The organism is Burkholderia sp. 10_S31 (genome assembly GCF_056930375.1).
Genome location: NZ_JBXOWK010000003.1, coordinates 476,145 through 499,461, shown reverse-complemented (window position 1 = coordinate 499,461; position 23,317 = coordinate 476,145). Strand labels below are relative to the sequence as shown.

The window sequence follows — 23,317 nt, the reverse complement described above, 5'->3', positions numbered from 1 at the left end:
CATACTACATTCCGTTACGAATCGGTTACGAATCCGGCTCCGGCCTTCCGGTAAAATGCGCGCCATGACTCAGCCTACCCGCTCCCCGGACGCGCCCTCCGGCTTCACCTGGCCGGTACGCGTGTACTACGAGGATACCGACGCAGGCGGCATCGTCTTCTATGCCAACTACCTGAAATTCTTCGAGCGCGCCCGCACCGAATGGCTGCGCGCGTGCGGCATCGACCAGCGTCGGCTCGCAGACGATACGGACGCGATCTTCATCGTCCGCAGCACGTCGCTCGACTACCGCGCGCCGGCGCGACTCGACGACGCACTGACGATCACGAGCCGGCCCGGACGCATCGGCCGCGCATCGGTGGAATTCACACAGGAAGCCTGGCGTGGCGACACGCTGCTCGTCGCCGGACACATCCGCCTCGGCTGCGTGGACCGAACCGGCATCCGGCCCGCGGCGATCCCGCCGGCCGTGCTCGACGTGCTGCAACGCGGGCCCGTCATCGACGCCGGGCAAACTGTATTGTCAACGAAGCTCGCATGAGCACCGTTTAGACAAAGCCTATGAACTTGCCTTCCTGAATCGATACTAAGCAAGGTTCGGCGCCAGGCCTGACCGGCGCGCCGCACCGCACGCATACCGTGCGCCCTCGCCGGGCACCCCCGAAGGGACGTTACTCAAACCTCTATGAACACAACTCAAGACCTGTCGATCATTTCCCTCGTCCTCAACGCGAGCGTGCTGGCCCAGGCCGTGATGGGGCTGCTGTTGCTGCTGTCGCTGATGTCGTGGACCTTCATTTTCCGCAAGTGGTTCGCGATCCGCCGCGCACGCGCGCAGACCGAACGCTTCGAAAGGGATTTCTGGTCGGGCGGCGACTTGCAGGCGCTGTATCAGAGCGCGGCCAACAACCGCCACACGATCGGCGCGCTCGAGCGGATCTTCGAATCGGGGATGCGTGAATTCCTGAAGGCGAAGGAAAAGCGGATCAGCGACCCGGGCCTCGTGCTCGACGGTGCGCGCCGCGCGATGCGCGCATCGTTCCAGCGCGAAATGGACGTGCTCGAAGCGAACCTCGCGTTCCTCGCGTCGGTCGGCTCGGTCAGCCCGTACATCGGTCTGTTCGGCACCGTGTGGGGGATCATGAACTCGTTCCGCGGCCTCGCGAACGTGCAGCAGGCCACGCTCGCGAACGTCGCACCGGGCATCGCCGAGGCGCTCGTCGCCACCGCGATCGGCCTGTTCGCCGCGATTCCGGCGGTGGTCGCGTACAACCGCTACGCGCACGACATCGACCGCCTCGCGATCCGCTTCGAGACCTTCATCGAAGAGTTCTCGAACATCCTGCAGCGTCAGGCCCAGTAAGGAGCACGCCATGGCAGGAAGTCCCATTCGATCCAGCATGCGCGGCGGCCGCTCGCGTCGCGCGATGGCCGACATCAACGTCGTGCCGTATATCGACGTGATGCTGGTGCTGCTCGTGATCTTCATGGTCACGGCACCGCTCGTGGCCCCGTCGATCATCAATCTGCCGACCGTCGGCAATGCAGCGCCGCAGGAACAGACGCCGCCCGTCGTCGTCAACATCAAGGCCGACCGCACGATGAGCGTCAAGTACAAGGGCGACGCCGGCGCGACGCAGGAAGACACGATGACCAAGGCCGAGCTCGACAGCTTCATCTCGGCCCGGCAGGCCGATCATCCCGACCAGCCGGTCGTGATCGCGGCCGACAAGACCGTGCAGTACGATGCAGTCATGACCGTGATGTCGGATCTGAAGGCGCGCGGCGTCAAGCGCGTCGGCCTCCTCGTCAAATCGCAATGAACCGGCAGCAATCCACGCGCAGCAACGCCTACCCGTCTCAGCCCCCTCGCGAGCGCGGCACCTGGCGCGCGTTCGCGCTCGCCGCGCTGATGCACGTGCTGCTCGCGCTGTTCCTCTATCACGGCGTGCAGTGGCAAAACAGCACGCCGGCCGGCGCCGAAGCCGAGCTGTGGACCGAGGTGCCCGACGTCCCCGCACCGCGGCCCGTCGTCACGCCCACGCCGCCCGCGAAGCTCGCACCGCCCCCTCCCCCGGTCCGTGACGAGCAGGCGGACATTGCACTGCAGCAGAAGAAACGGCAACAGGAAGCGGCCGCGCGCGAAGCGCTGCTCGAACAGCAGCGCCGCGCGCAGCAGTTGAAAACGCAGCAAGAGGAAGCCCGGCGCGAGCAGCTCGCAGCCCAGCAGGCCGCCGCGCTCGCCGCGCAAAAGGCCGCCGAGCGCGAAAAGCAGAAGCAGGCGGACAAGCTCAAGCAACAGCAGCTCGTGGAGCAGCAGAAGCTCGAACAGCAAAAGCAGCTCCAGCAGCAGAAACTGCAGCAGCAGAAGCAGGCGCAGCTGGAAGCCCAGCAGGCGGCGAAGGCCAAGGCCGACGCGGCCGCGAAAGCAAAGGCGGACGCCCAGGCCAAGGCAAAGGCCGAAGCGGCTGCGCGCGCGAAGGCCGATGCAGCAGCAACAGCGAAGCTCGACCGGGAACGGAATGCGCGGCTTGCGCAGATGCAGGGCCTGGCGGGTGCCGGCGAAGGCGGCGGCCAAGGGCTCGCGAAAAGTGGCACTGGTACGGGTTCCGGCGGCAATGCCGCGTCGCCCGGCTATGCCGACAAGGTGCGCCGGCGCGTGAAGCCGAACATCGTCTGGGGTGGCGAGCGCGCGGGGCTCACGACGATCGTCAAGATCCGCTGTACGCCCTCGGGCGACCTGTTGAGCGTATCGGTCTCGCGGCCGAGCGGCAATTCGGGGTGGGATCAAGCGGTCGTCAATGCAATCCAGGCGTCGGTCCCGTTACCGCCCGATACTGACGGTCATACCCCGTCCAGTATTACGATTACCTTCAAGGCGGCGGAGTGAGCGGAAATGCGCTTACACTCCGTGCGTCGCTGCCGGACGGGAACGAATCGGGTATTTTTACTGTCTCTGCGGTTGCGCAGCGATCCAAGTCACATGGGAAGCAAGAAGCATGAGTTTGATGACGAAACTAGGTTTCAGGGCACTCGTGGCCTCGTGTCTGATTGCGGCCGGCGGCGCCGCTAACGCGCAGGTCAACGTGCTGATCACCGGCGTCGGTTCGACCCAGTTCCCCATCGCCACCGCGAACTTCGCGAACGAGGCCGGCCTGCCGCAGCAGGTCACGTCGATCGTCCGTGCGGACCTCGCGCGCAGCGGCAAATTCACCAATATCGACGCAGGCAGCACGCCCGTGCCCGAGACCGCTTCGGTCGATCTCGGCGCGTGGAAGGCCAAGGGCGCGAACGCGTTCGTCGCCGGCAGCGTCAACCGCGAAGCGAACGGCCAGTACAAGGTGAACTTCATCCTGTACGACACCGTGAAGCAGCAAAGCCTCGGCGGCCTGTCGCTGACGGCGAACGACACCACGCTGCGCACGGCCGGCCACAAGATCGCCGACTACATCTACCAGAAGCTGCTCGGCGTGCGCGGCGTGTTCGCCACGCGCCTGTCGTACGTGATCAAGACCGGCAACCGCTACCAGTTGCAGATTTCGGATTCGGACGGCCAGAACGCGCGCATCGCGCTGTCGAGCACCGAGCCGATCATCTCGCCGGCGTGGTCGCCGAGCGGAACGAAGGTCGCGTACGTGTCGTTCGAGCGCAAGAAGCCGATCGTCTACATCCATGACCTGCCGACCGGCCGCCGCTACATGGTCTCGGACCAGAAGGGCAACAACAGCGCCCCGGCGTGGTCGCCGGACAGCAACACGCTGGCCGTCGCACTGTCGCTGACGGGCAATACGCAAATCTATACGGTCAATGCGAACGGCGGCGGTCTGCGCCGGCTCACGCAGAGCAGCTCGATCGACACCGAGCCGTTCTACTCGCCGGACGGCCGCTGGATCTATTTCACGAGCGATCGCGGCGGTGCGCCGCAGATCTACCGGATGCCCGCGCAAGGCGAAAGCGCCGGCTCGGCACAACGCGTGACCTTCACCGGCAGCTACAACACCAGTCCGCGCATCAGCCCGGACGGCAAGCTGCTTGCCTACATCTCCCGCACGGGTGGGGGGTTCAAGCTGTACGTTCAGGATCTGCAAACCGGCGCGGCGAACGCCATCACGAATACCAATCGCGACGAATCGCCGAGCTTCGCGGCAAACGGCCAGTACCTTCTCTACGCTACCCAGTCGGGTGGTCGCAACGTGCTGGCAGCAGTGCCCTCCGACGGCAGCGCGCCGCCGCAGATCCTGTCCGTCCAGGGCGGCTCCGTTCGTGAGCCGTCGTGGGGGCCCTTCATGCAATGACCACAAGGAGAGTAACCATGATGTCGAATAAAGCTCGTCTGGCCCTGGCCGTGATGATGATCAGCGCGCTCGCAGCGTGCAAGTCGGGCGTGAAGCTCGACGACAAGGCCAATGCGGGCGCGATGAGCACGCAGCCGAGCGCCGACAACGTCGCGCAAGTGAACGTCGATCCGCTGAACGACCCGAACAGCCCGCTCGCGAAGCGCAGCATCTACTTCGACTTCGACAGCTATTCGGTGAAGGACGAGTACCAGCCGCTGATGCAGCAGCACGCCCAGTACCTGAAGAGCCACCCGCAGCGTCACGTGCTGATCCAGGGCAACACCGACGAACGCGGCACGAGCGAGTACAACCTCGCGCTGGGCCAGAAGCGTGCGGAAGCCGTCCGTCGCGCGATGGCACTGCTCGGCGTGAACGACTCGCAAATGGAAGCCGTGAGCCTCGGCAAGGAAAAGCCGCAGGCAACGGGTCACGACGAAGCATCGTGGGCGCAGAACCGTCGCGCCGACCTCGTCTACCAACAGTAAGTAACGGAAGAATCGCCGTATGACGCACCGTGTATCCCTGCTGCGCGTTGCCGCAGCATTCTGCGTCGCCGGCGCGGCGTGGTCGGCCGCGCCGGCGCACGCCGGCGTGTTCGACGACAACGAAGCGCGCCGCGCCGTGCTCGACCTGCGCAGCAAGACCGACAACCTGGCCAGTCAGTTGTCGGCCGCCCAGCGTACGATCCTCGATCAATCCGGCCGTCTCGACCAGCTCAACCAGCAGGTCGCGACGCTGCGCGGCGAGAACGAGGATCTGACGAACCGGCTGACGACGCTCGAACGGCAGCAGAAGGAGTACTACCAGGATCTCGACACGCGACTCAAGAAGTTCGAGCCGCAACAGGCGACGATCGATGGTGTCGAAGGCACCGTGCAGCCGGGTGAAACGGATGCGCTCAGCGCGGCGCAGCAGCAGTTCCGCAACGGCAACTTCAAGGCGGCCGCGGCATCGTTCCGCAGCTTCATCGCGAAGTATCCGCAGAGCCCGTACCAGCCGACCGCGCAGTACTGGCTCGGCAATGCGCAATATGCGCTGCGCGACTACCGCGGCTCGACTGCGACGTGGCAAGCGATCGTGAGCAAGTATCCGCAGCATCCGCGCGCGGCCGACGCGCTCGTCGCAATCGGGACGAACCAGCTCGAGCAAGGCCAGAAGGCGGCCGCGAAGAAGACGTTCGAGCAGGTCGTGTCGCAGTACGCCGGGTCGAACGCTGCGCAGACGGCGCAGGGCAAGATCGAGAGCATCAAATAATTATCGCGGCGGGTTGTTGACAGGCTCGCAATCCGTCGCTATAATTTTTTGCTCTTTAGGTCGCTGCGAGAGTTGTTAGCGCAACGGACTAACAGGTTTCAAGAACGTGGGGTGGTAACTCAGTTGGTTAGAGTATCTGACTTTTAATCAGAGAGTCGAGGGTTCGAGTCCCTCCCACCCTACCAACTATCTTTGATAGTGCAATTAAAGCCTCCCAAGCGGAGGCTTTTTTGCGTCTGCTTCCTGCCGTGTTCGGCTCGGCATCTCGATGATGCTCGCGCCGATTTCGACGCAGTCGTCCGGACGGGGAGCCTGCGGTTCGCCGGTGCATGCGGGTTGACGCGATACGGGCGGCCCACGACGCCGCGACGAATACGAACGGCGGCTACCGCATCACACGACGATCGCGCTTGCAGCCTTACGTGCCGCGTTGCGCACGCCGCCAGCGCCCCGGCGTCGTGCCGAGCACCGCGCGAAACGCCTTGCCGAACGCCGCCTCCGACTGATAGCCGACCGCCTGCCCGATTTCCGCTTGCCCGCGCTGCGTGTCCTGCAGCAGCGCGCACGCATGCATCATCCGGATCTGCGCGACGAACGCGCCAACGCTCATCCCTGCCTTCTCGCGGAAATGCCGCGCATACGTCGCGCGCGACATCGCGGATGCCGCGCCGAGCGATTCGACCGTCCACGGCTTCGCCGGCGTTTGCAGCACGGCCTGGACCGACGGGCCGAGCCGCGCATCGGCAGCGAGCGCGAGCCAGCCGGCCGGCACGCGCGCATCGCGGCCGTACGCGCGCAATGCATAGGCGAGCAGCGCCTGTCCGAGCGCATTCACGATGGCGCGCCCGCCCGGCTGCGCATTCGATGCCTCTGCGCGCAGCACGCTCGTCAGCAGTTGCAGCGACGCCAGCCCCGACGCCTCGCGCAGCCCGACGTGCAGCACGCGCGGTAGCGTGCGCATCAGCAATTCACCGGCGCCGCGTGCATAGACGAAGCGCCCGCAGAGCAGGTCGACACCCGCCTCGCCCGCATCCGCGGGATCGCGGTTCGACTTGACCGGCAGCACCGCTCCACTGGCCTCGCCCACTTCGCGCAGCGACGCGACCGACCTGGCGCGGCCACCGTCCGCATCCGACAAATCGTGCGCGTCGCCCGCCGGCAGCAGCACGAAGTCGCCGTCGGCCAGCCGCAGCGTGCGCCCGTCGGCCGTGCGCAACCGGCACTTTCCGGACAGCAACAGATGAAACGCCGCCTCGCCGGGCGGCAACGGGTCGTGCGGCATCGCGAACGGGCCGTCGAGCAGGCAGCGCACGTCGAGCTCGACATGGCTGCGGCCCAGCGACAACAGTTGACTCAACGCGTCCATGAGACGTTTGCGCTAAAAATTGACACTCTAACGTATCGAAACCCTCAGCGCGAACGATCAGAATAAGTCCTGCATCGCCCGAGATCGCGGCATCCGCCGCCTAACCCACCTCTTCTCGAAAGGACGCATCATGCTGAACTGGAACGAATACCGGAAGGAACTCTCGACCCGCATCGGCGATATCGCCAAGCTGTCGCCCGACACGCTGGCCGGCTACAAGGCGCTGTCCGGCGCCGGTGCCAAGACGGGCCATCTCGACGCGAAGACACACGAACTGATCGCGCTCGCGGTGGCCGTCACGACGCGCTGCGACGGCTGTATCGCGGTGCACACGGCCGAAGCCGCGAAGCACGGCGCGACCAAGGAGGAAGTGGCAGAAGCACTCGGCGTCGCGATCGCGCTGAACGCGGGTGCGGCGCTCGTCTACTCGGCCCGCGTGATGGACGCGCTCGGCGAGTGACGCGCGCATGAAGGGTGCGGCGCCCGCCGCATCCTTTACCGACGATCGGCCGGCACTATCGGCCAACCGACGGGCGCGCCGCGGTCGCGTAAGCGGTGTCGCGAAGTCGGCTACCATGCGCGAAGACTCATCGCGGAGGAGCGCACCATGTGCCGCTGGCTCGCCTATACGGGTAATCCGATTCATCTCGAGACCGTACTGTTTCGCGCGAAGCATTCGCTGATCGACCAGAGCCTGCATTCGGAGCTGGGCGCCACGACCACCAACGGTGACGGGTTCGGCATCGGCTGGTACGGCCACCCCGACGAACTGCCGTTCCGCTACCGCTCAGTGCATCCCGCATGGAACGACCGCAACCTGCGCGAAGCCGCGCGTGCGATCCGCTCGCGGATGTTCATCGCGCACATTCGCGCAGCGACCGATACGCCGGTCCAGGAAACCAACTGCCACCCGTTCCGCCACGGCCGATGGCTCTTCGCGCACAACGGGCTGATCCGCGATTTCCACAAGCTGCGCCGCGACCTGACGATGAAGGTCGACCCGGCGCTGTTCCCGACGCTCGAAGGCTCGACCGACTCCGAACTGATGTTTCGACTCGCACTGACCTACGGCCTCGAGCAGACGCCGTTGGCTGCGCTCGAGCGGATGGTCGGCGTGGTCGAGGAAACCGCCGCGCGGTATCGCGTCGCCGAGCCGCTCAACATGACGATCTGCACGACGGACGGTGACCGGATCATCGCGGTGCGCTACTCGAGCGAACGGCAATCGCGCTCGCTGTTCCACAGCACGTCGTTCAAGCACCTGCACGAACTCTATCCGCACAATCCGCGCATCGCCGAAGCGGGCGACGACGCGTTCATGGTCGTCTCGGAACCGCTTGTCGACCTGCGCGGGGCATGGGAGGAAGTGCCGGAAAGCACGGCGATCGTCGCGCATGGGGCGGATGTGCAGCAGCGGCCGTTTAATCCGCGGCATAAGTAGGCCGAAGCGGTGCTTCAGGTATCAGCGTCGATGCGCGGAATGCATCTAGATAGAACCGGTTTCGACGAGTAACCCGGCAAGCGCAGCAACGGTCGCAGCGGCATCAAGACCATGGCGGTAAAGCAAAAACATGTCAGTTTTAAATCGCGATATAAATGTCTGATTCGCACCCAACGAATCGAGCATGATATAGTTGCCATCGATTTTAACCGGCGCCAAAAACTCATCACATTCTGCCTCGAGCCCCGCCTGCTGTTTCTTTGCTGCGGTCCGCGCAAATGTTTGCGTGCGACAGCATGTCTGACGAATCACACGCGAGAGGACGGGACGTCGTGATACGCCGCACACAACAGGTGCAGGGTGGGTCCCGCGGCATAGAGAATTAATAGTCTTGCAATGCAAACCGCCCGGCTGGTGCATGCGTCGCCGCCAAGGAATGCCCAAGAATACGCGGGCAAACCAGTCCGCTCATGTCCGCCGGGCCTGCACGATTTTTTCTTGATATTCTTCGCCCTGCATCAATCGAGGGCAACGTACACGAACGAGAGCAAGGCAGGATTCGCTGCCATTAACATATAAAAGAGGCTACATGATATTGGTTACAGGTGGTGCCGGGTTTATCGGCGCCAACTTTGTGCTGGACTGGCTGCGTCAATCGGACGAATCGGTACTGAACGTCGACAAACTGACCTATGCGGGCAATCTCGGAACGTTAAAATCGCTGCACGGAAACGCGAAGCACGTGTTCGCGCAAGCAGACATTTGTGACCGCGCGGCGCTCGACGCGCTGTTCGCCGAATACAAGCCTCGCGCGGTCCTGCATTTCGCTGCGGAAAGCCACGTCGATCGCTCGATTCACGGGCCGGCGGATTTCGTGCAAACCAACGTCGTCGGCACGTTCACGCTGCTCGAAGCGGCGCGCCAGTACTGGAATACGCTGCCTGAAGCGGACCAGGCCGCATTCCGTTTCCTGCACGTTTCCACCGACGAAGTATTCGGTTCGCTGTCGGCCACCGATCCGCAATTCTCCGAAACGACCCCGTACGCGCCGAACAGTCCCTATTCGGCCACCAAGGCCGGTTCGGACCATCTCGTGCGTGCCTATCAGCATACGTACGGCCTGCCGACGCTGACCACGAACTGCTCGAACAACTACGGCCCGTACCAGTTCCCGGAGAAGCTGATCCCGCTGATGATCGCCAACGCGCTCGCCGGCAAGCCGCTGCCGGTGTACGGCGACGGCCAGAACGTGCGTGACTGGCTGTATGTCGGCGACCACTGCAGCGCGATTCGCGAGGTGCTCGCTCGCGGCCAGACCGGCGAAACGTACAACGTTGGCGGCTGGAACGAGAAGAAGAACCTTGAGGTCGTGCATACGCTGTGCGACCTGCTCGACGAGCTGCGGCCGAAACAGGCCGACTCGTATCGCGACCAGATTACCTACGTGACGGATCGTCCCGGCCACGATCGTCGTTATGCGATCGATGCGCGCAAGCTTGAGCGCGAGCTCGGCTGGAAGCCCGCCGAAACGTTCGAAACGGGCCTCGCGAAGACGGTGCGCTGGTACCTGGACAACCAGGAATGGGTCGACGAAGTCGCTTCGGGCGACTACCGCAAGTGGGTCGCAACGAACTACGCGCAACGCGCGTAAGGGCAACGGACATGGCACGCAAGGGCATTATTCTCGCCGGCGGGTCCGGCACCCGGCTGTATCCGATCACGCACGCCGTGTCGAAGCAGCTGCTGCCGGTGTACGACAAGCCGATGATCTATTACCCGCTGTCGACGCTGATGGTCGCGGGCATCCGCGACGTGCTGATCATCTCGACGCCGCAGGACACGCCGCGCTTCGAATCGATGCTCGGCGACGGCAGCCAGTGGGGGATGAACATCCAGTACGCAGTGCAGCCGTCGCCTGACGGTCTCGCGCAGGCGTTCGTGATCGGCAAGGATTTCGTCGGCAACGATCCGTCGGCGCTGATCCTCGGCGACAACATCTTCTACGGTCACGATCTGGCGAAACAGCTCGAGCGTGCGGACGCACAGGACACGGGCGCGACGGTGTTCGCGTATCACGTGCACGATCCGGAGCGTTACGGCGTCGTCGAGTTCGACGACGAATTCCGCGCGCTGTCGATCGAAGAGAAGCCGGCAAAACCGCGTTCGAACTACGCCGTCACCGGTCTCTACTTCTACGACAACCGCGTGTGCGACATCGCGGCCGACATCAAGCCGTCGCCGCGCGGCGAGTTCGAAATCACCGACGTGAATTCGCGCTATCTTGCAGACGGCGCGCTGAACGTCGAGATCATGGGACGCGGCTATGCATGGCTCGACACCGGCACGCACGATTCGCTGATCGAGGCGGCAAGCTTCATCGCGACGCTGCAGAAGCGGCAAGGCCTGGTCGTCGCCTGCCCCGAAGAAATCGCGTTCCGCAAGCGCTGGATCGATGCGGAGCAAGTGCAGAAGCTCGCGCAGCCGCTGTCGAAAAACGGCTACGGTAAATATTTGCTGAACATTCTTACGGATCAGGTTGCATGGCCATCACGGTAACTGCTACGGCACTCCCCGAAGTCAAGATCGTCGAGCCGAAGGTATTCGGCGACGCGCGCGGCTACTTCTACGAGAGCTTCAACGGCCGCGAATTCGCGGAACTCGTCGAAACCGGCGTCGAGTTCGTGCAGGACAACCATTCGCGCTCGGCGAAAGGCGTGCTGCGCGGGCTGCACTATCAGATCGAACACGCGCAGGGCAAACTCGTGCGCGTGGTCGAAGGCGAGGTGTTCGACGTCGCGGTCGACATCCGGCGCAGCTCCCCGAACTTCGGCAAGTGGATCGGCGTGACGCTGTCCGCCGACAACCACCGCCAGCTCTGGGTGCCGCCCGGCTTCGCGCACGGCTTCGTGGTGCTGTCCGAGTCCGCGCAATTCCTGTACAAGACGACCGACTACTGGTTCCCGGAGCACGAACGCAGCCTGCTGTGGAACGATCCGGAGATCGGCATTCAATGGCCGTTCGACGGCGAGCCGGTGCTGGCGGCGAAGGATGCAGCGGGCAAGCGACTCGTCGAAGCCGAGTGCTACGCATGAGCGGCGCCATGCAATCCCCCGAACAGCGGACCATCCTGCTCACCGGCATCAACGGTCAGGTCGGGTTCGAGCTCGCGCGCAGCCTGCAGGGTCTCGGCAAGGTCGTCGCACTGGATCGCAGCCGGCTCGACCTGTCGAACCTCGATCAGGTGCGCGACGTCGTGCGCGACGTCAAGCCAGACCTGATCGTCAACCCGGCCGCCTATACGGCCGTGGACCAGGCGCAAAACGACGTCGCGCTGGCCACGCGGCTGAATGCGGAAGCACCCGCCGTGCTCGCGGAAGAAGCGAAGCGCATCGGCGCGGCGCTGATTCATTACTCGACGGACTACGTGTTTGCTGGCACGAAGAACGGCCCGTACGTCGAGGATGACCCCGTCGATCCGCAAAACGTCTACGGCGAGACCAAGCTGGCGGGCGAACAGGCGATCGCGGCATCGGGATGCGCGCACCTGATCTTCCGCACGAGCTGGGTGTACGGCACGCGCGGCAAGAACTTCCTGCTGACCATGCTGCGCCTGGGCGCCGAGCGCGACGAGCTGAAGATCGTCTCGGACCAGATCGGCGCACCCACCTGGTCGAAGACGATCGCCGCACTGAGCGCGAACGTCGCCGCGCAGGCCATCGGTGCAGGCGCGGCCGGCCGGGACGAATGGTGGCGCACGCATTCCGGCATCTATCACCTGTGCGCGGGCGGCTCGACGTCGTGGCACGGATTCGCGGAAGCGATCTTCCGTCTGTCGAATCTCCCGAAGAAGCCGTCGGTGGCACCGATTCCCGCCAGCGCTTATCCGACGCCCGCGGCACGTCCGGCCAATTCCCGCATGTCGAATGCGAAACTAGCCGAGCACTTCGGCCTCGGCGCACCGGATTGGGAAACCGCGCTCGAACTCTGCATGAAAGAGATTTAAAGCGCACCGCCAGCCGTTTCTCGCTGAATCGCGGCTGGCGGATTATTTCGCATTATTATGGAATGCATATTCCGGCCATTCCGGTTGTAGCGTCGTCCATCCCGGAAATATCCGCGCACAGCATTTCTATTCAAATGCGCGGCACGCCGCAACGTTCAGCACCCGTGCGCCATCCCGCCAGCAATCGGCAAAAAATACCCGATCCAGCATCCGACCGCCCCCTTTTGATGCAAAATATTCCTCATTTCATGCGATCACGTATCAAACATGTGTTCGGCGAGCGCCATTCGCACGACTGGCCGGAAGCAATAACGAGATATTGATTAGAACTGTTTACATCCCCGCGCCGATCCGCCCCTTCAATCGAAGCTGCGCTACCATACCGCGTCCGACCGGTCCGCAAATTTCGAGACGTTCTAGGGTGAAACATAGTTTTCGAGATAAAATCGCGGGTCGCGTCCATGTCCAAAGCTGGCGGGCATGGTCAATCTCCCCCTCTCATCTGCCGTACAACCCCCGGGCCGCCTTGCTTTTCGCATGCAATAACAGGGAAATCACGCAGTCAGCCAGTAAGAAAGATACAAGCACATGAGCAAATGCGTCGCTTTAGTCGGATTGGCGTTTCGATTTCCTGGAACAGATAGTCGTCACTACTGGAACGACCTGCTCAACGGCAAGGACTGCGTCACCGAAGTCGAAGCCGGCAGATGGTCGAAAGACGCTTATCTGCATCCGGCCAAGGAACATCCGGGTACCGCCTACACGTTCGCCGCAGGTTCGATCGGCGACGTCTCCGGTTTCGATGCGGATTTCTTCGGCATTTCGCCACGCGAAGCCGCTCTGATGGATCCGCAGCAACGACTGTTGCTGGAACTCGGCTGGGAAAGCATCGAAAGCGCCGGCATCAAGCCTTCGTCGCTGCGCGGCAGTGACTGCGGCGTGTTCGTCGGCATCGCCAGCGCGGATTATTCGTACCGGATGGCGGACGACCTCGCGACGGTCGATGCGTCCATGGCGACCGGCAATACGGCCAGCATCGCGGCCAACCGCCTGTCCTACGTCTTCGACCTGCGTGGCCCGAGCCTGGCCATCGATACCGCGTGCTCGTCGGCGATGGTGGCCTTCCACCTCGCCTGCCGCGCGATCGCCAACGGCGAGATCAGCCATGCGATCGCGGGCGGCGTCAGCCTGCACCTGCATCCGTACGGCTTCATCACGTTCTCGAAGGCGTCGATGCTGTCGCCCAACGGGCGCTGCAAGACATTCGACGCATCCGGCGACGGCTACGTGCGCTCGGAAGGCGGCGGCTTGTTCCTGCTGAAGGACTACGACCAGGCCGTCGCCGATGGCGACCGCATCCTCGCCGTCGTGGCCGGCACCGCGGTGAACACCGATGGCCGCAAGTCGGGCCTGACCGTGCCGAGCGTGGACGCCCAGACCGCGCTGATGCGCCAGGTCTACGAGCAGGCCGGCATTCCGCCGAGCGCGATCGACTATCTGGAAGCCCACGGCACCGGCACGCCGGTGGGCGATCCGATCGAAACCCGCGCGATCGGGCAAGCGCTCGGCCAGTGCCGCGCCGCCGATGCGCCGCTGCCTATCGGGTCGGTCAAGAGCAACCTCGGCCACCTCGAAGCGGCATCCGGCGTCGCCGGGCTCGTCAAGGCGATCTACAGCCTGCAGCATCGCGTGGTACCGGGCACGATCGGCATCAAGGAATTCAATCCGAACATCCGCTTCGACGACTGGAACATCGAAGTCCTGACCAAGCCGTATCCGCTGCGCGAAACCGGCACACTGACCATCGGCGTCAACTCGTTCGGCTTCGGCGGCGCCAACGCGCACGTGATCCTGCAGACGCCCGCCGAAGCGGCCAACACGCCGGATACGCGCGCGACGGCAACGGCCGCCGTGCCGGTGATCGTCACCGGCCGCAGCACCGCGGCGCTGCAGGCCAACTCCCGCAAGCTCGCCGATACGCTGCGCGGCCCGGGCGCCCCGGCGCTGTACGACGTCGCGCATGAAGCTGCGCTGCGTCGCGACTGGCACGAAAAGCGTGCGGTCGTATTCGGCACCGACAGCGAGCACGTCGCGCAGTTGCTCGAGCAACTCGGCACCGACGATGCGGCGAACCCGTCGATCCACGAAGGCGTCGGCGTGCGCGACGCGCAAGGCCCGGTCTTCGTGTATTCCGGCAACGGCTCGCAATGGGCGGGAATGGGCAGCAAGCTGCTCGCGCATCCGGTCTTCAAGCAGACGACCGTCGAAATCGATCGCGTGTTCGCCGAACTTGCCGACTGGTCGCTCAACGCGTTGTTCGAGCGCGACGCGCAGGACGGCGTCTACGAGCGCACCGAAATCGCGCAGCCCGCGCTGTTCGCGCTGCAGGTCGGCGTGACGCGCATGCTCGCCGAGCAAGGCGTGCGGCCCACCGCCGTCATCGGACACAGCGTCGGCGAAGTCGCCGCCGCCTGGGCGTGCGGCGCGCTCTCGCTCGCCGATGCCGTCGCGGTCATCTATCACCGCAGCCAGCAGCAGGGGCTCACGAAGGGCAAGGGACGCATGGCAGCAGTCGGCATCGACGGCGTCGCCACCGCCGCGCTGCTCGACGAGCTCGGCCTGCAGGACGCGCTGTGCGTCGCCGGCTACAACAGCGCCAAGGGCGCCACGCTGGCCGGCGCACCGCACGCGCTGGAGCAGGTCGGCCGGGTGCTCGCCGAGCGCCGCGTGTTCTACAAGCAGCTCGACCTCGATTACGCGTTCCACAGCAGTGCGATGGATCCGATCGAAGCCCCGCTCAAGCAGGCGCTGGCCCATATCCGGCCGCAGCGCGCGAGCGTGCCGTTCTTCTCGACCGTGGCCGGCGCCGAACTCGACGGCACCGTGCTCGATGCCGACTACTGGTGGCGCAACATTCGCGTGCCGGTGCGCTTCGAGCAGGCGCTCGACAGCCTCGTCACGCAAGGCAGCAACGTGCTGATCGAAGTCGGCCCGGCGCCCGTGCTGCGCAACTACGTCAACGAGACGCTCAAGCAGCACGGCAAGACCGGCCACTGCATCCCGACCGGCCGCCGCACCGACGACGCACCCGAACGCGTGCAGGCAGCCGTCGCGCAGACGCTGATCAGCGGTGTGCCGATCGACTGGACGCGATTCTTCCCGAGCGACGCGGCACGCACCAAACTGCCTTCGTACGCGTGGCAACGCGAGCGCTACTGGCACCCGGTCACTACCGAGTCGCTGAACCAGCTCGGCCGCCGCCGCGTTCATCCGCTGCTCGGCTATAAGATGACCCAGCAGACCCAGCCTGCATGGGAAAACCAGCTCGATACGCTACTTCAGCCGTGGCTCGCCGACCACGTGGTCGGCCACGCGACCGTCTTCCCGGGCTCCGGCTTCGCGGAAATCGCGCTCGCCGCCGCGCTTCAATGGCACCCCGGCGACCACGCGGACGTCGAGGAACTGGAGATTCATGCGCCGCTGCTGCTGTCGGCCACGCCGAGCAAGATCACCCGGCTGTCGCTCGACGAAGGCGACGGCCGCTTCAGGCTGCGCAGCAAGCAGGTCGGCAGCACCGATCCGTGGACCGTGCACGCCAGCGGCCGCCTGCTGTCGGGCGCAAACGCGCAGCAACTGGCCGAAACCGCGCCTGCGCTGCCCGAGCGCGAGCCTGACTTCACGGGCGCCACGCACCTCGAGCTGACACGCGCGGCCGAACTCGACTACGGCCCGGCCTTCCAGGCCGTGTCGCACGGCTGGATCGAATCGCCGCAAAGCGTGGTGGCCGTACTGCACGCGCCGCAAGCGCTGGCGGACAGCCTGCCCCACAGCCTGCTGCACCCTGCCCTGCTCGACTGCACGTTCCAGCTCATCATCCAGATGCTGAAGGACGATCCGTCGCTGGGACACGGCATCGCGTTCGTGCCGACCCGCATCGGCCGGCTGCGCTGGCGCGCCGGGCAAGGCACGCCGCACCGCGTGCGTGCGCGCCTGCTGAAGCGGGCGCCACATTCGCTCACCGCCGAATTCGCGATCTTCGACGAACACGGGCAGCAGATCGCGGCCGTCAGCGAAGCGCGCTTTCGCAGCGTGCGCCTGGCAAAGGCGCACGGCGAACCGCTCGCTTTCCTCGATTACGCCGCCACGCCGAGCCCGCACCCGCAGAGCCGGCAACCCGCGAACACCGCGCTGCGACGCAACGCGCTGCAGCCCGCGCTGCGCGCGACGGTCCGCTCCATCGCGACCGACGGCCTGCTCGAACGCTATGCGCAAGAAGTCGATCCGCTGCTGGAAACGTTGTGCGACCGCTATGCCGCACAAGCGCTGCTGACGCTGTCGACCGACGGTCGACTGGACGCCGCCGCGCTCACCGCTTGTCGCGATGCCGCACCGCACGCCGCCCCGCTGCTCGACTGGGCGCTCGGCCGCAGCGCGCACCGGCTGCCGGATTCGCAGGACTGGCAGATCGATGTGCCGCAAGACGACGGCGCCAGCACCGGCGACATCTGGAACAGCCTGCTGCGCGAATACCCCGACTACTTCACGCTGGTTCACGCAACCGGCCGAGTCGGCCTGCACCTGCCCGCCCTGCTGACTGGCGCGGCCGCGTGGGCAAACGTGTGCCCCCGCGACGTCACGCCCGTGGAGCTCGCGCACTACGTGCTGGGCGACGAGGCGAGCCAGCGGCTGTCCGACACGCTGAGCGAGCACCTCGAGAAGGCGCTGGTCGCGCGCGCGCCCGACCAGCGCGTCGGCATTCTGGAAATCGGCGCCGGCGCATCGCGCGTGGCCGCTGACCTGTGCCGCCATCTCGATTTCGCGGTTGCCGACTTCAGCTACGCAAGCTCCGAAGATGCCGCGCTCGAACACGCGGAACGCTTGCGCGAGCATTGCCCCGAATTGTCGGTCCAGCGGATCGACGCCAGCGCGGCAAGCCCGAACCGCGACGCCGACCTGATCGTCTTCCATTGCGACTTCGGCAACCTGGACGCGGCCCGGCTGGCGCTGCAATACGGCGCGAACCGCCTCAAGCCCGGCGGCACGCTGCTGCTGTGGGGCACGCAACCGGCCGCGTGGATGGACTTCATCTTCGGCGGCACCGCCGCGTGGTGGGCCAAGCGCGCCGACGGCACGCCGGTCTCGCCGCAACGCACGGCCGCTCACTGGCAAACCGAGCTGGCACAACTCGGCCTGGAATGTGACGAGCCGCTGGAACTCGCGCCGGAAAGCGCGTGCGGCCCGTATCTGCTCGCCGCCGGCTTGCCCGTCGAAGCGGCCGCCGTCGCGCAGCCGCAACCGCCTCAAGGCGGCTGGCTGATTCTCGCGGATGCGCATACGGCCGGCGAATCCGGCCCCGCACGCAAGCTTGCCGATCATCTGTCGAGCCGCCGCCGCTTGCCGGTGCGCGTGGAGACAGACGTCACACCCGAGCACCTGGATGCGGCACTCCAGCGCGCGCAAACCGAACTCGGCGAGATTCGCGGCATCGTGCATCTCGCGGGCCTCGCCTACGGCGCGAACCTCGCCGACGGCGACGATCCGCAACACCTGCTGCAGGCCCAGGTGCAGCGCTGCGCGCTGGCCGCCGGGCTCGCGTCGGCATGTGAGCGCGCGGGCCTGAAGACCACGCTGTGGCTGCTGACGGCCGGCGCCGCGCCGTTCCTGCCGAGCGCGCCGACCAGCCGCTACGCGACGCTGAACGACGCTTCGCTGTGGCTGTACGGCCGCACGATGATCAACGAGGCCGCCGGATTCGACGTTCGCCTCGTCGATCTGCCGCAAGCCGAGCCGGTGCCGCTCGAAGCGCTCGCACGCGAACTGCTCTGGCCGGACGGCGAACAGGAAGTCGCGCTGGGCGCGTCGGGTGAACGCTATGCGCCGCGCCTGCGCAAGAATCCGCGCCCGCATTCCGCGGCGCCGGCGACACCCGCGACCGATACCGCGACCGCACTGCGCCTCGGCTTCGAGGTGCCCGGCCAGCTACGCAACCTGCGCTGGGAAGCGCATACGCTGCCCGACGTACGCGAGGACGAGCTGCAAATCCGCGTCGAAGCCACCGGCCTGAATTTCCGTGACGTGATGTACACGCTCGGCCTGCTGTCCGACGAAGCGATCGAAAACGGCTTTGCCGGACCGACGCTCGGGCTCGAGTTCTCGGGCGTCGTCGAGCGCGTCGGCCGCAAGGTCACCGGATACAAGCCGGGCGACGCCGTCGTCGGCTTCGGGCCGGCCAGCTTCGGCAACCGCGTCGTCACCCAGCCGAGCGCGCTGTCGCACATTCCGCGCAGCCTGTCGTTCGAGGCGGCGGCCACCATTCCCAGCACGTTCTTCACCGTCTACTACGCGTTCCATCACCTGGCCCGGCTCGAGCCCGGCGAACGCGTGCTGATCCACGGCGCGGCCGGCGGTGTAGGCATCGCCGCGATCCAGTTTGCGCAGTGGATCGGCGCAGAGATTCACGCGAGCGCGGGCTCGGACGAGAAGCGCGACTTCCTGCGAATGATGGGCGTGAAGCACATCTACGATTCGCGCTCGCTCGAATTCGCCGACGATATCCTCGCCGCGACCGATGGTGAGGGCGTCGACGTCGTGCTCAACTCGCTCGCGGGCGAAGCCATCAACCGCAACCTGCGCGCGCTCAAGCCGTTCGGGCGCTTCCTGGAACTTGGCAAACGCGACTTCTACGAGAACACCCGCATCGGCCTGCGTCCGTTCCGGAACAACATCAGCTACTTCGGCATCGACGCCGACCAGTTGATGTCGAAGCGGCCGGATCTGACGCGACGCCTGTACGGCGAGATGATGGCGCTCTTCGAGGAGGGCGTGCTCCGTCCGCTCCCTTATCACGCCTTCGACGCCAACGATATCGTTGACGCGTTCCGCCATATGCAACAGGCGCGCCAGATCGGCAAGATCGTCGTTACCTATCGTCGCGACCTGCAGGCAAGCACGGCGGCGCACACCGCCGCGCCCGCGGACGAACTGCGTTTGCGCGACGATGCCAGCTACCTCGTCACCGGCGGCCTGTCCGGCTTCGGCCTGCGCACTGCGCAATGGCTGGCCGACAAGGGCGCGCGCCATCTCGTGCTCGTGAGCCGGAGCGGCCCCGCGTCGGACGAGGCACAGGAAGCGATCGCCGCACTGCGCGAACGCGGCGTGGACGTGCATGCCGCCGCGTGCGACGTCACCGATCGCGCGGCGCTCGCCGCGCTGCTCGCGCACGTCGACGCGCACATGCCACCGCTGCGCGGCATCGTGCATGCCGCGATGGTGATCGACGACGGGCTCGTGCGCGGCGCAACGGCTGAGCAAATCGAACGCGTGATGGCGCCCAAGATCGTCGGTGCACTGCATCTCGACGAGCTCACCCGTGCGCGACCGCTCGACTTCTTCGTGTTCTATTCGTCGGGCACCACGCTGTTCGGCAACCCGGGACAGTCGAACTATGTGGCCGCAAACGGCTGGCTCGAAGCGCTGGCCCGACAGCGGCGCGCACGCGGGTTGCCTGCAACCAGCCCGCGCTGGGGCGCCATTGCCGACGCCGGCTTCCTCGCGCGTAACCAGAAGGTCAAGGACGCGCTGCAAAACCGCATGGGCGGCAGCGCCCTGCCCGCCGCGACGGCGCTCGATGCGCTAGAAGACATGCTGCTGGGCAACGTCGGCGACCTGGGTGTGCTCGAACTGGACTGGCGCGCTCTGTCGCGCTTCCTGCCCAGCGCACAGACGCCCAAGTTCGCGTGGGTCGCGCGCGACGCCGCGACTGCCCACCAGGATGACGACGGCAGCGACGATGTCGCCGAGCTGCTGGCGACGCTGAACGACGACGAGCTTCACCCGGCCGTGATCGACATGATCAAGCATGAAGTCAGCGAGATCCTGCGCGTGCCCGCCGACAAGATCGATCCCGATCGTTCGGTGTACGACATGGGCCTCGATTCGCTGATGGGCGTCGAGCTGGTGGTCGCGCTCGAGAGCCGCTTCGGCGTACGGCTGCCAGTCATGGCGCTCTCCGAGAGCCCCACCATGACCAAGCTTGCCACGCGGCTGATCGAAGTGCTGCGCGGCGACGAACCGGTCGAGCCCGACACGGTCGCGCAACAGGTCGCGCATGTCGTGGCCCAGCACACCGAGGACGTGTCCAGCGAAGCGATCGCGGAGTTCGCCGACGAAATCAAGGCCGCACAACAGGCCGGCCACAAGCCGCAACGCATGATCCGATAAGCGCGATATGAGCAAGACCAAAACCACCGGACTGCCGGGCCTCACCTCGGCCCTGAAGAACAAGCTCATCCAGCAGGCGCTCGAGCGCAAGCTGCGCGAAGCCGGGCGCGAGCAGCCCGCGGCCGCGCCGGCGGCGGGTCGCAGAACGGCGGCTTCCGTGCCGGAAGCCTACACGCGCTTCGACCAATACCCGGGCTATCGGCAGTTGCGCATCATGAGCGACGGCGCTGCCCGCCTTGGCGTGCGCAGCCCGTTCTTCAAGCTGCATGAAGGGACGGCCGGTGCGCAAACCAGCATTGCCGGTCATACGTACGTCAACTACGCCAGCTACAACTACCTCGACATGTCGGGCGACCCCGTCGTGTCGCAAGCCGCCAAGGATGCGATCGACCGCTACGGCACATCCGTATCCGCGAGCCGCCTGGTGTCGGGCGAACGTCCGATCCACCGCGAACTCGAACGGGCGCTCGCCGATCTGTACGGCGTGGACGACGCGATCACGTTCGTGAGCGGCCATGCGGCCAACGTGACGACGATCGGCTACCTGTTCGGCCCGCGCGATCTCGTCATCCACGACGAACTGATCCACAACAGCGTGCTGCAGGGGATCCAGCTGTCGGGCGCGAAGCGCTTTTCGTTCGCGCACAACGACGCCGATGCGCTCGAGCGGCTGCTGACGGAACAGCGGCATCAGTTCGAGCGCGTGCTGATCGTGCTGGAAGGCATCTACAGCATGGACGGCGACTACCCCGACCTGCCACGCTTTGTCGACATCAAGCGCCGCCACCGCGCGTTCCTGATGGTGGACGAGGCGCACTCGCTAGGCGTGATGGGCAAGACGGGGCGCGGGATTCGGGAGCACTTCGGCCTTGCCGGCGATGCCGTCGATATCTGGATGGGCACGCTCAGCAAATCGCTGGCCGGCTGCGGCGGTTATATCGCCGGCGAGACGGCGCTCGTCGAGCATTTGAAATTTCTGGCGCCCGGGTTCCTGTATAGCGTGGGGATGCCGCCGCCGGTCGCGGCCGCTTCGCTCGCGGCGCTGCGGCGCATGCTGGAATTGCCCGAGCGCGTGGCAACGCTTCAGGCACGCGGGCAGTATTTCCTCGCGCAGGCCAAGGCGGCCGGGATCGATACGGGCAGCAGCGCGGGGATTGCTGTCGTTCCGGCGATTCTCGGCAGCTCGCTACGGGCGACCAAGTGGTCGGACGCCCTGTTCGAGCAAGGCATCAATGTGCAGCCCATTCTTTATCCGGCGGTGCCGGAGCAGTCGGCTCGGTTGAGGTTTTTCATCGCTTGCACGCATAGTGAGGCGCAGATCGACCAGACCGTGCAGGCAATGAAGGGGTTGCTCGAGAAACGATAGTCCCGGTACGTTGAGTACGCGGTCCATTCCAATTCCAAATCAATCAACGACTCATGAAAATCGCTATCGCCGGCACCGGCTATGTCGGGCTTTCCAACGGTATCCTGCTCGCTCAGCACCACGAAGTCGTCGCGCTGGACATCGTTCCCGAGAAAGTGGAGATGCTTAATCGCAAGCAGTCTCCGATCATCGATACCGAGATCGAGGATTATCTCGCGAACAAGCGCCTGAACTTCCGTGCGACGCTGGACAAGCACGACGCCTATGAAGGAGCGGACTACGTCATCATCGCTACGCCGACGGACTACGATCCGGAGACCAACTACTTCAATACGCGCTCGATCGAAGCCGTGATCAAGGACGTCAAGGCGATCAATCCGCACGCGGTGATGGTGATCAAGTCGACCGTGCCGGTCGGATACACTGCGAAGGTTCGACAAGAGCTGGATTGCGACCGCGTGATCTTCTCACCTGAATTCCTGCGCGAAGGCCGCGCGCTGCACGATAACCTGTATCCGTCGCGTATCATCGTCGGCGAGCAATCGGAACGAGCCAGGGTGTTCGCCGAGTTGCTTCAGGAAGGTGCAATCAAGAAAGATATCTCGGTTCTTTTTACCGATTCGACGGAGGCGGAAGCCATCAAACTCTTCGCGAATACCTACCTCGCGATGCGTGTATCGTACTTCAACGAACTCGATACCTACGCAGCAACGCACCGGCTGGATACGCGGCAGATCATCGACGGGGTTTGTCTTGATCCGCGGATTGGCGGCCATTACAACAACCCGTCGTTCGGCTACGGTGGGTACTGTCTGCCCAAGGACACCAAGCAGCTCCTCGCCAACTACACGGCTGTGCCACAGAACCTGATTCAGGCGATCGTGGCGTCCAACACGACGCGCAAGGATTTCATTGCCGAAGACGTGCTGCGCCGCAAGCCGAAGGTGGTCGGGATCTATCGCCTGATCATGAAGAGCGGATCGGACAACTTCCGGGCGTCAAGCATTCAGGGCGTGATGAAGCGGATCAAGGCAAAGGGCGTTGAAATTATTATTTACGAACCGGCCTTAGACGCCAACTCCTTCTTCAACTCTCGAATCATCAAGAATCTCGAAGAATTCAAGGCCGAGGCAGACGTCATCATCAGCAATCGAATGTCCACCTCACTGAAAGAAGTGGAAAGCAAAGTCTACACACGCGATCTTTTCGGAAACGATTAAATTGACAAGATTTTAAACAGTCAAACTCCATCAAGAAAAGACCTCATACACCCGTCGACAGCACAGAACTTTCGCCCCACATCGATAGCACATGTTTCTTAGTAAAGTTT

At 64.9% G+C, this 23,317-nt stretch carries 18 protein-coding genes and 1 tRNA gene; 18 read left to right on the top strand and 1 reads right to left on the bottom strand.

The window, feature by feature from the left end; translation table 11 throughout:
- The first annotated feature begins 55 nt into the window (after nucleotides 1–55).
- From ybgC to AC1Z3W_RS22230, 8 genes are all read left to right on the top strand, one after another.
- A complete protein-coding gene (gene ybgC, locus AC1Z3W_RS22265) occupies nucleotides 56–541 on the top strand; it encodes a tol-pal system-associated acyl-CoA thioesterase (protein ID WP_057926177.1) in 486 nt (161 codons plus the stop codon).
- Between the two features lie 144 nt (nucleotides 542–685).
- Nucleotides 686–1,363: a protein TolQ gene (gene tolQ, locus AC1Z3W_RS22260; protein WP_057926178.1), complete on the top strand. Its 678-nt coding sequence runs from the start codon at nucleotides 686–688 to the stop codon at nucleotides 1,361–1,363.
- 10 nt (nucleotides 1,364–1,373) lie between these two features.
- Complete coding sequence (tolR, locus tag AC1Z3W_RS22255; RefSeq protein WP_057926179.1) at nucleotides 1,374–1,823, top strand: protein TolR; 450 nt, start codon at nucleotides 1,374–1,376, stop codon at nucleotides 1,821–1,823.
- Nucleotides 1,820–2,890, top strand: a complete 1,071-nt coding sequence (gene tolA, locus AC1Z3W_RS22250) for a cell envelope integrity protein TolA (RefSeq protein ID WP_483508461.1) — start codon at nucleotides 1,820–1,822, stop codon at nucleotides 2,888–2,890. Before tolR ends, tolA begins: the two co-directional genes overlap by 4 nt.
- A gap of 109 nt (nucleotides 2,891–2,999) precedes the next feature.
- On the top strand, nucleotides 3,000–4,295 hold the full coding sequence (gene tolB, locus AC1Z3W_RS22245; RefSeq protein WP_057926181.1) for a Tol-Pal system beta propeller repeat protein TolB: 1,296 nt from the start codon (nucleotides 3,000–3,002) through the stop codon (nucleotides 4,293–4,295).
- Between the two features lie 17 nt (nucleotides 4,296–4,312).
- On the top strand, nucleotides 4,313–4,822 hold the full coding sequence (gene pal / locus AC1Z3W_RS22240) for a peptidoglycan-associated lipoprotein Pal (protein ID WP_057926182.1): 510 nt from the start codon (nucleotides 4,313–4,315) through the stop codon (nucleotides 4,820–4,822).
- Nucleotides 4,823–4,841: 19 nt separating this feature from the next.
- A complete protein-coding gene (gene ybgF / locus AC1Z3W_RS22235; RefSeq protein WP_124834346.1) occupies nucleotides 4,842–5,591 on the top strand; it encodes a tol-pal system protein YbgF in 750 nt (249 codons plus the stop codon).
- Nucleotides 5,592–5,699: 108 nt separating this feature from the next.
- Nucleotides 5,700–5,776 (top strand) — tRNA-Lys (locus AC1Z3W_RS22230).
- A 233-nt stretch (nucleotides 5,777–6,009) separates the two neighbouring features.
- Here AC1Z3W_RS22230 and AC1Z3W_RS22225 read toward each other — a convergent pair.
- Nucleotides 6,010–6,957, bottom strand: a complete 948-nt coding sequence (locus tag AC1Z3W_RS22225; protein ID WP_483508460.1) for a cupin domain-containing protein — start codon at nucleotides 6,955–6,957, stop codon at nucleotides 6,010–6,012.
- Nucleotides 6,958–7,087: 130 nt separating this feature from the next.
- Between AC1Z3W_RS22225 and AC1Z3W_RS22220 the strand changes: the two genes are divergently transcribed.
- The 10 genes from AC1Z3W_RS22220 to AC1Z3W_RS22175 all read left to right on the top strand — a co-directional run bounded on the left by AC1Z3W_RS22220 (nucleotide 7,088) and on the right by AC1Z3W_RS22175 (nucleotide 23,207).
- Nucleotides 7,088–7,417, top strand: a complete 330-nt coding sequence (locus AC1Z3W_RS22220) for a carboxymuconolactone decarboxylase family protein (RefSeq protein WP_483508459.1) — start codon at nucleotides 7,088–7,090, stop codon at nucleotides 7,415–7,417.
- A 147-nt stretch (nucleotides 7,418–7,564) separates the two neighbouring features.
- Nucleotides 7,565–8,398 carry a class II glutamine amidotransferase gene (locus AC1Z3W_RS22215; protein ID WP_483508457.1) on the top strand — a complete coding sequence of 278 codons (834 nt, stop codon included), beginning with the start codon at nucleotides 7,565–7,567 and terminating at the stop codon, nucleotides 8,396–8,398.
- Between the two features lie 589 nt (nucleotides 8,399–8,987).
- Complete coding sequence (gene rfbB, locus AC1Z3W_RS22210; protein ID WP_483508456.1) at nucleotides 8,988–10,049, top strand: dTDP-glucose 4,6-dehydratase; 1,062 nt, start codon at nucleotides 8,988–8,990, stop codon at nucleotides 10,047–10,049.
- Between the two features lie 11 nt (nucleotides 10,050–10,060).
- On the top strand, nucleotides 10,061–10,954 hold the full coding sequence (rfbA, locus tag AC1Z3W_RS22205) for a glucose-1-phosphate thymidylyltransferase RfbA (protein WP_057926194.1): 894 nt from the start codon (nucleotides 10,061–10,063) through the stop codon (nucleotides 10,952–10,954).
- Nucleotides 10,939–11,490: a dTDP-4-dehydrorhamnose 3,5-epimerase gene (rfbC, locus tag AC1Z3W_RS22200; protein ID WP_057926195.1), complete on the top strand. Its 552-nt coding sequence runs from the start codon at nucleotides 10,939–10,941 to the stop codon at nucleotides 11,488–11,490. The genes rfbA and rfbC overlap by 16 nt, the downstream gene beginning before the upstream one ends.
- An 8-nt stretch (nucleotides 11,491–11,498) precedes the next feature.
- Entirely contained in the window at nucleotides 11,499–12,401 is a 903-nt protein-coding gene (gene rfbD / locus AC1Z3W_RS22195) for a dTDP-4-dehydrorhamnose reductase (protein WP_483508455.1), read from the top strand.
- Nucleotides 12,362–12,724, top strand: a complete 363-nt coding sequence (locus tag AC1Z3W_RS22190) for a hypothetical protein (RefSeq protein WP_124834343.1) — start codon at nucleotides 12,362–12,364, stop codon at nucleotides 12,722–12,724. The genes rfbD and AC1Z3W_RS22190 overlap by 40 nt, the downstream gene beginning before the upstream one ends.
- 265 nt (nucleotides 12,725–12,989) lie before the next feature.
- The gene (locus AC1Z3W_RS22185) at nucleotides 12,990–20,621 is read left to right on the top strand and encodes an SDR family NAD(P)-dependent oxidoreductase (protein ID WP_483508454.1); all 7,632 of its coding nucleotides are present in this window, start codon (nucleotides 12,990–12,992) and stop codon (nucleotides 20,619–20,621) included.
- A gap of 7 nt (nucleotides 20,622–20,628) precedes the next feature.
- Nucleotides 20,629–21,987: an aminotransferase class I/II-fold pyridoxal phosphate-dependent enzyme gene (locus AC1Z3W_RS22180; RefSeq protein WP_124834341.1), complete on the top strand. Its 1,359-nt coding sequence runs from the start codon at nucleotides 20,629–20,631 to the stop codon at nucleotides 21,985–21,987.
- A 53-nt stretch (nucleotides 21,988–22,040) separates the two neighbouring features.
- Nucleotides 22,041–23,207, top strand: a complete 1,167-nt coding sequence (locus tag AC1Z3W_RS22175) for a nucleotide sugar dehydrogenase (protein ID WP_483508453.1) — start codon at nucleotides 22,041–22,043, stop codon at nucleotides 23,205–23,207.
- Nucleotides 23,208–23,317 lie beyond the last annotated feature (110 nt).

Coding starts and splice junctions, on each gene's coding strand:
- ybgC (WP_057926177.1), top strand. CDS start 56: ATGCGCGCCATGACTCAGCCTACCCGCTCCCCGGACGCGCCCTCCGGC.
- tolQ (WP_057926178.1), top strand. CDS start 686: ATGAACACAACTCAAGACCTGTCGATCATTTCCCTCGTCCTCAACGCG.
- tolR (WP_057926179.1), top strand. CDS start 1,374: ATGGCAGGAAGTCCCATTCGATCCAGCATGCGCGGCGGCCGCTCGCGT.
- tolA (WP_483508461.1), top strand. CDS start 1,820: ATGAACCGGCAGCAATCCACGCGCAGCAACGCCTACCCGTCTCAGCCC.
- tolB (WP_057926181.1), top strand. CDS start 3,000: ATGAGTTTGATGACGAAACTAGGTTTCAGGGCACTCGTGGCCTCGTGT.
- pal (WP_057926182.1), top strand. CDS start 4,313: ATGATGTCGAATAAAGCTCGTCTGGCCCTGGCCGTGATGATGATCAGC.
- ybgF (WP_124834346.1), top strand. CDS start 4,842: ATGACGCACCGTGTATCCCTGCTGCGCGTTGCCGCAGCATTCTGCGTC.
- AC1Z3W_RS22225 (WP_483508460.1), bottom strand. CDS start 6,957: ATGGACGCGTTGAGTCAACTGTTGTCGCTGGGCCGCAGCCATGTCGAG.
- AC1Z3W_RS22220 (WP_483508459.1), top strand. CDS start 7,088: ATGCTGAACTGGAACGAATACCGGAAGGAACTCTCGACCCGCATCGGC.
- AC1Z3W_RS22215 (WP_483508457.1), top strand. CDS start 7,565: ATGTGCCGCTGGCTCGCCTATACGGGTAATCCGATTCATCTCGAGACC.
- rfbB (WP_483508456.1), top strand. CDS start 8,988: ATGATATTGGTTACAGGTGGTGCCGGGTTTATCGGCGCCAACTTTGTG.
- rfbA (WP_057926194.1), top strand. CDS start 10,061: ATGGCACGCAAGGGCATTATTCTCGCCGGCGGGTCCGGCACCCGGCTG.
- rfbC (WP_057926195.1), top strand. CDS start 10,939: ATGGCCATCACGGTAACTGCTACGGCACTCCCCGAAGTCAAGATCGTC.
- rfbD (WP_483508455.1), top strand. CDS start 11,499: ATGCAATCCCCCGAACAGCGGACCATCCTGCTCACCGGCATCAACGGT.
- AC1Z3W_RS22185 (WP_483508454.1), top strand. CDS start 12,990: ATGAGCAAATGCGTCGCTTTAGTCGGATTGGCGTTTCGATTTCCTGGA.
- AC1Z3W_RS22180 (WP_124834341.1), top strand. CDS start 20,629: ATGAGCAAGACCAAAACCACCGGACTGCCGGGCCTCACCTCGGCCCTG.
- AC1Z3W_RS22175 (WP_483508453.1), top strand. CDS start 22,041: ATGAAAATCGCTATCGCCGGCACCGGCTATGTCGGGCTTTCCAACGGT.